The sequence below is a fragment of the Bradyrhizobium zhengyangense genome (assembly GCF_022012555.1).
In the GTDB taxonomy this organism is placed as follows: Bacteria; Pseudomonadota; Alphaproteobacteria; order Rhizobiales; family Xanthobacteraceae; genus Bradyrhizobium; species Bradyrhizobium zhengyangense.
Map to the genome: position 1 here is coordinate 1 of NZ_JAKLTZ010000055.1, position 4,265 is coordinate 4,265.

4 protein-coding genes are annotated in these 4,265 nt (G+C 62.8%); 1 reads left to right on the top strand and 3 read right to left on the bottom strand.

Features of this window, described 5'->3' with window-relative positions:
• Positions 1-496: 496 nt before the first annotated feature.
• Positions 497-727: a hypothetical protein gene (locus L6639_RS42640; protein ID WP_237867329.1), complete on the bottom strand. Its 231-nt coding sequence runs from the start codon at positions 725-727 to the stop codon at positions 497-499.
• A 166-nt stretch (positions 728-893) separates the two neighbouring features.
• Between L6639_RS42640 and ku the strand changes: the two genes are divergently transcribed.
• Entirely contained in the window at positions 894-1,817 is a 924-nt protein-coding gene (gene ku / locus L6639_RS42645) for a non-homologous end joining protein Ku (protein WP_237867331.1), read from the top strand.
• Between the two features lie 284 nt (positions 1,818-2,101).
• Here the strand turns inward: ku and L6639_RS42650 are convergent, their stop codons facing one another.
• Both L6639_RS42650 and L6639_RS42655 read right to left on the bottom strand, forming a co-directional pair.
• Positions 2,102-3,625, bottom strand: a complete 1,524-nt coding sequence (locus L6639_RS42650; protein WP_237867332.1) for an adenylate/guanylate cyclase domain-containing protein — start codon at positions 3,623-3,625, stop codon at positions 2,102-2,104.
• Positions 3,626-3,709: 84 nt separating this feature from the next.
• Entirely contained in the window at positions 3,710-3,979 is a 270-nt protein-coding gene (locus tag L6639_RS42655; protein WP_237867333.1) for a hypothetical protein, read from the bottom strand.
• Between the last annotated feature and the right edge of the window lie 286 nt (positions 3,980-4,265).

A 4,265-nucleotide genomic window follows, 5' to 3' on the forward strand; every position in this document is an offset into this window, starting at 1 on the left:
AACTTGGTATGATCGGCACTTGCAATGCAGACGCCCGCTCTGCATCCAGGCACCAATGCCTCCACTCGGCCGCACAAGGTGGCAATCTGCGAGTCGAGCGGATCAGTCATATCTGAAGAAGAATTCTTTGGCATCGGTCGATCCACTACCCCAGCTTATGCGGATAGGTCGGTCAGCGGTATGCTTTCTCCGCATGGACGCTCTCGTCATCAATCTAGGAACTCGCAAAGCCTTTCTTGGTTCAGGCGGCCTCGAAGTCGGGGTCAATAGCCAGCCGGTGGCCAGCCTAAGGTCCTAGCGTAAGTTGCAGCATCACGACGCAAGCGCGGGCGAGGAGGCAGGAAAAAGCTCCAAGGGTCCAATCCGGCCGAGAGCTCCGCGAGACCAAGCGTCGATGCATTCCAGCGTCTTTCTCACCAGCGGGCCTCTTCAATCGTCGTCGGCGGCCACGCCGTCGTCGGAGAAAATGAACGGCAGAGCGACGTAGTAGGTCACGTCAGTCATCTGGCTCACTCCAATGCGCGCGTGCCCCTGGAAGTCGTCCCCGGGCGTAACCTGTCGAGACCTTCTTCCTGAGTTTGTCCAGTTGGGCCTCGAGAAAACCGTTGGCCACGAGCAGCGCCTTCACCGCGTCCCGGGCGTCCCCGCCGCAGGCTGCGATCGCCTGATGGGCGGCGAGCTCGAGATCGCCCTCGGCGGGCGCGGCAGGTTCTGGTGCTGCGGGCATGGCTCATGTTCTTTATTTGTTCCGAGGGAGTCAATGCCTCTCCATCGGATTCAGCTGGCACCAGCCGGCCGAGCGAATGAATCTTCCTCGGTGACGAGGGGCCTGTCGGAACCGGCCCCGCTCGTTCGTCTTGAATCCAAGCCATCCCAACCGGAGTTCTGCGTACATGGCCCCCCGCGCCAACTGGAAAGGCTTCCTGAGACTGTCCCTGGTGACCTGTCCGGTCGCGCTCTACCCGGCCACCTCCGAGAGCGAGAAGATCTCGTTCAACCAGCTCAACCGGCACACCGGACACCGCATCAAGTACCTGAAGGTCGACGCCGACACCGGCGACGAGGTGCCGAACGAGGACATCGTCAAGGGCTACGAGCTCGACAAGGGGCAATACATCGAGGTGACCAAAGAGGAGCTCGAGGAGATCGCGCTGGAATCGACGCGCACCATCGAGATCGACGAGTTCGTCGACAAGTCGGACATCGACCCGCGCTACCTGATCCGCCCGTACTACATCCGCCCCGACGGCAAGGTCGGCCACGACGCCTTCGCAGTGATCCGCGAGACCATCCGCGAGATGGACAAGGTCGCGATCGGCCGCGTCGTACTGACCAACCGCGAGCACATCATCGCGCTGGAGCCGATGGACAAGGGGCTCGTCGGCACCCTGCTGCGCTACCCCTACGAAGTGCGCTCGGAGCAGGAGTATTTCGACGAGATCCAGGACGTGAAGGTCACGAAAGACATGCTCGACCTCGCCAGGCACATCGTGAACCAGAAGGCGGGACGGTTCGAGCCCGAGAAGTTCGAGGACCATTACGAGACCGCGCTGATCGACCTCATCAATCAGAAGCGCGCCGGCAAGCCGATTACCCCGAAGTCCAAGCCGGCGGCGACCAATGTCGTCGACTTGATGGAGGCGCTGCGCCGGTCCGTCGGGAAGGAGGCCGCGCCGGCGAAGGCCGGCAAGCCCGCCAAGAAGGGGCGCAAGGCATCGGCTGGGCAGAAGGAAATGCTGATGCCGATCGAGGGCAAGAAGCCGAAGGAAGCGGCTGCGAAGAAACCATCGGCCAAGCCGCAGCGGAAGTCGGCGTAGAGCGCGTGCGGCGCCACGACGTCGGCACTGCTGTTCTCGAAGATCACTCGGGAAGCCCGGCAAGCCGAAGTCCCTCCAAGAACCGCTGGCCTTGCCAGTGGCCTCCGTAGGTGGCCCACTTGCCGATCGAAAAGGACGGCTCGATCTTTAGCAAGGCGGCAGCGGCGTTCCTCGCTTCCGTTTCGCGTCCTAGAAGGGCCAGGGCCGCTGCCAGGACACGATGCGCGGAGGTAAACCGGGGGTTCAACCCGAGCGCCTTCCTCGCCTGCGCCGCCGCTTCTTCGTCACGATCGGCCACAATGAGTGCACTCGCAAGCCCAGTCAGGGTGTCGTACAACATCGGATCGAGCGGATTGAGGCGGATCGCTCGCCAAACTGGTCACCGCCTCGTCGACGTCCTTCATGTATCGATACGTCCAGCCACGGTTGGTCCAAGCGCGGGCGGAATTGGGGTTGAGCGCAACCGCGCGATCAACGGCGTCCTTTGCGGCGTCATAGTCGTCCGAGAAGGCGGCGACGCCGCGCCCCCATTGTGCAAGCGAGTCGGGATCTGTGTCGTCGATCGTCAGGGCCAGTCTGCCCAAGCGGAATGCTTCTGCGTAGTCTGCCTTGACGTCCGACGACCACCCTTGGGCTACCTTTACGCCCAGCACCTCCGCCGCGAGCCGAGCGGCGGCCGTGTAGCGAGAGTCCATGTCAAGAGCGCGATAGCACAAGCTGAGGGCCTCCTCGAAGCCCTCCTTGGTCAGCGAGTAGTACCGAGGCAGCGCGCGCAGATACGTGTCGTACGCGTTCAGACTTTCAGGTCGTCGCTTCGCCGCTCCTTCGATTTCGGCCCGCTTGATGTTCGGCTCGATAACGGCAGCGACCTTTTCGGCGACCTGATCCTGCAGAGCGAATATGTCGCGCAAGTCGCCGTCGAGCTTGTCGGCCCAGACGTGCGCTCCGGTCGATGCATCGATGAGCTGCCCCGTGATGCGTACCCTGTCTCCCGCCTTTCGCAGACTGCCCTCAAGAACGTAGCGGACGCCAAGCTCGCGCCCGACCTGCTTGATGTCGACCGCTTTCCCCTTGTAGGTGAAGCTCGAGTTGCGGGCGATCACGAACAGCGATTTGAAGTGCGACAGCGCCGTAATGATCTCCTCGACGACGCCGTCGGCAAAGTAGTCCTGTTCGGGGTCGCCGGACATGTTTTGGAACGGTAAGACGGCAATCGATGGCCTGTCCGGAAGAGGGAGCGGCTTGCCGTTCATCCGAGACGGCTTGGACGGCCGATTCGAGCCATCCGCGGGCCGAACCGCATAGAGGCGGACTGGTCGGTCGATATTTTTCAAGTTTCGCTCGCCGGCGTCCTCGAACGCGAACGCTGTCTTGCCGCGGACCTGCCGAAACGCGTCGTCGGAAAGGTACACGCCTCCGGGTTCGCACTCGCTTTCGACCCGTGCGGCGATGTTGACGCCGTCGCCGAAGATGTCGTCGCCGTCCAGGATGATGTCGCCGACATTGATGCCGATGCGAAAGGTGATCGGGGCTGCGAGATGTCCGGCGCGCTTTGCCATCTCCTCCTGCACGGCCATCGCAGACGTGACGGCATCGACGACACTGGCAAATTCGACCAGCATGCCGTCACCTGTGGTCTTGACGATCCTGCCTCCATGTCTGGCGATAGCGGGATCAACAATCTCGCGACGGCATGCTTTCAGGGCCGCCAACGTGCCCATCTCGTCCGCTCCCATGAGCCGGCTGTAGCCGGCCACATCGGCCGCCAGAACCGCCGCCAACCTCCGCTCAACGCGCGCTTCGCTCAACTTACGCCCCTGCCGGCGATGTCACCCGGAAAGTAAAGCACACGGCAGTACACGTCGGCTAGGACTCCGAAGATGTCGTCGTCGCTAACTGACATGCGGCGGACACTCCGGGCAGGTATCGCCGATCGAATTCAGGACGTCGCGTATCTCCGCGACGGCGTCCGCCCGCGAGGCACCGGGCGGTGGTTCGCGGCGGGCCACATCGAAGGCGCGCTCGCGGGCATGGGGATCGGCGCGGTCCTGCATCCAACCGTGCTCCTCGCATTCGCGGATGACGCCGGCCTCCTGCAGCACGCCGATCGCCCAGCCCCGCAGCGTCCGGATTGCCGACCGTCTTTCCTTCGTCATCAGCATCGAGATCGCTCCTGCCGGACGAATCCTTCCGCCCACCTGATCGTTCCCGGCGGTTAGCACGGGTCAGGGATTCGCAATCGGCGGAGCTCCAGCTTGTCCACCTGTTCCTGTGGGGGCAAAGCGGACTTACTTTTCGTTGAATCACGCTGCCAAGGGGTGCGCAACTTCGAGCTTGTCCGCCTTAGCGCTCGCGTTCCCATTCTAATGTCCCCACGACTTTCTTGCCCGGATAGACGGCGCTGATTTGTTCGGCCGTTCTGAGGCTCAGCTTGTCCCCTTCGAGCTT